The organism is Thermanaeromonas sp. (assembly GCF_021890735.1).
In the GTDB taxonomy this organism is placed as follows: domain Bacteria; phylum Bacillota; class DSM-521; order Neomoorellales; family Neomoorellaceae; genus Thermanaeromonas.
Map to the genome: position 1 here is coordinate 1 of NZ_JAKKUR010000141.1, position 2,528 is coordinate 2,528.

The following is a 2,528-nucleotide window of genomic DNA, read 5'->3' on the forward strand; positions in this document are numbered from 1 at the left end:
TAAAACGGGAGCTGGACTTGCCCGCTCCCCTGGCCGAAGCCGAGGTTTTACGCCATTTGCAGGAACTCGCCGGGAAGAACAGGGTTGATATGATCTCCTTTTTGGGCGCTGGAGCTTATGAGCATTATATACCTAGCGTTGTAAACGCGCTGCTTTCCCGCTCGGAGTTTTATACAGCTTACACTCCCTACCAACCCGAAGTAAGCCAGGGCACCCTGCAGGCCATCTTTGAATTCCAGTCTCTGATATGTGAACTAACCGGGTTAGAGGTAGCCACGGCTTCCCATTATGATGGAGCCACGGCCATGGCAGAAGCGGGTTTGGTGGCTTGTGCTGCTACCAGGCGAAATAAGCTTTTAGTTTCCCGGGCGGTTAATCCCCAGTACCGGGCTGTACTTAAGACCTACACCTGGGGGCAGGGTATTGAACTTGTGGAGATCCCCTGGGAGGATGGGCGGACTTCTTTGGAAACCTTATCTCACCTGGTAAGCCGGGACGTGGCCGGGGTTATCCTCCAGCAGCCCAATTTCGTAGGCCAGCTAGAGGATATGTCTGAAGCTTGCGAGCTGGCCCACAAAGCGGGAGCCCTCTTCATAGCTGTGGTGAATCCTGTCTCTTTAGGGCTTTTGGCCCCGCCGGGTGAATACGGAGCAGACCTGGCCGTAGGTGAAGGCCAGAGCCTGGGAAACCCGCTAAATTTCGGTGGCCCTTATCTGGGTTTCTTGGCAGCCAAGGAAAATTTAGTGAGGAGGCTTCCGGGGAGGATTGCAGGCCAGACTGTAGATACCAAAGGGAACCGGGGATTTGTCCTCACCCTGCAGGCGCGGGAACAACACATCCGGCGGGAAAAGGCCACTTCTAATATCTGCTCCAACGAAGCACTTTGCGCCCTGGCTGCTACCATATACTTGGCCTGCTTGGGGAAAAAGGGCTTAAAAGAAGTGGCTGAGCAGTGCCTGCTTAAGGCCCACTATGCTTATGAAGAGCTACTAAAGGTAGAAGGGATAAACCCTGTCTTTACCGGGCCTTTCTTCCACGAGTTTGCTTTGCGCGCGGCCCGTCCTCCTAAGGAAGTAGCTAATCATTTGGCTAAGCGCGGCATAGCGGGAGGGTTTGATCTAGGGCGGTTTTATCCCGAATTAGAAGGGGCCATGCTTTTCTGCGTTACAGAGGCAAGGACCAAGTCTGAAATAGATGCTTTGGTGAAAGCCTTGAAGGAACTATAAAGGAGGTAGGTATAAAATGTCCCTGGAACCCCTTTTATGCGAGCTAGGGGCCCCTGGACGGCAAGGATATATTCTACCTGCTTGCGATGTGCCAGGGCGGGTAGAGGAATATCTCCCTGAAAAATGGAGACGTTCTGAGGATGCTGACTTGCCGGAGTTAAGCGAAATAGAGGTGGTCAGGCATTTCACCCACCTTTCCAGCTTAAATTATGGCGTGGATACAGGCTTTTACCCTTTAGGTTCATGCACTATGAAATACAACCCCAAGGTTAACGAAGTTACGGCCGGACTTCCGGGTTTTACAAATTTACACCCCTATTTACCCGATGAATTTGCCCAAGGGGCCCTGGAACTCATGTACCGCTTGCAGGGATACCTGGCCGAGATTACGGGTATGGACGCGGTAACCTTACAGCCGGCAGCGGGGGCCCATGGGGAACTTACCGGCCTCCTCATAATTGCAGCTTACCACCGTAGCCGGGGTGAAACCCACCGCAAGAAGGTTTTGGTTCCCGATTCTGCCCACGGGACCAACCCCGCCAGCGCGGCCATGGCGGGTTTGGAAGTGGTCCAGATACCCTCCAACGAGCAGGGCCTGGTGGAAATTCAAGCTTTAGAAGCTGCCCTCGGTCCGGATACAGCCGCGCTGATGCTCACCAACCCCAATACTCTAGGCCTTTTTGAAAGGGATATTCTTACCATGGCCCGTCTGGTACATGAAGCCGGAGGCTTGCTCTACTATGATGGGGCCAATCTAAACGCTATCATGGGTATCGCACGGCCCGGAGATATGGGCTTCGATGTAGTGCATGTAAACCTGCATAAGACTTTTTCTACCCCTCACGGTGGTGGAGGTCCGGGCAGCGGCCCGGTGGGGGTGAAAGAGCACCTGGCTCCCTTCTTGCCGGTTCCGGTGGTCGCTTTCGATGCTGACCGGGGCGAGTATTATCTGGATTATAATCGGCCCCAGAGCATCGGCCCGGTAAAGACCTTCTACGGTAATTTTGCTGTTCTAGTGAAGGCTTATACCTATATCCGTACTTTAGGCCCCCAGGGATTAAAAGAGGTAAGCCAGCAGGCGGTGTTAAATGCTAACTACCTTTTGAGCCTCTTGCGGCCTTATTATCATGTGCCCTATGATGGTTTATGCAAGCACGAATTTGTAATTGCCCCCGGGCCTCGTATAAAGGAGGCAGGGGTACGCACTTTAGATATAGCCAAAAGGCTATTAGATTACGGGTTCCACGCTCCTACGATTTATTTTCCCCTTATAGTGCCCGAAGCTATGATGATCGAACCTAC

The 2,528-nt window shown here is 53.0% G+C and carries 2 protein-coding genes; both read left to right on the forward strand.

All coding sequences use genetic code 11. The annotated features are described in order from the left end of the window. The coding region (gene gcvPA, locus L5656_RS11255) for an aminomethyl-transferring glycine dehydrogenase subunit GcvPA (RefSeq protein WP_297202988.1) at window positions 1–1,226 on the forward strand (1,226 nt) is incomplete at its 5' end. Window positions 1,227–1,242: 16 nt separating this feature from the next. After that, on the forward strand, window positions 1,243–2,528 hold a 1,286-nt coding region (gene gcvPB, locus L5656_RS11260; RefSeq protein ID WP_297202990.1), incomplete at its 3' end, for an aminomethyl-transferring glycine dehydrogenase subunit GcvPB.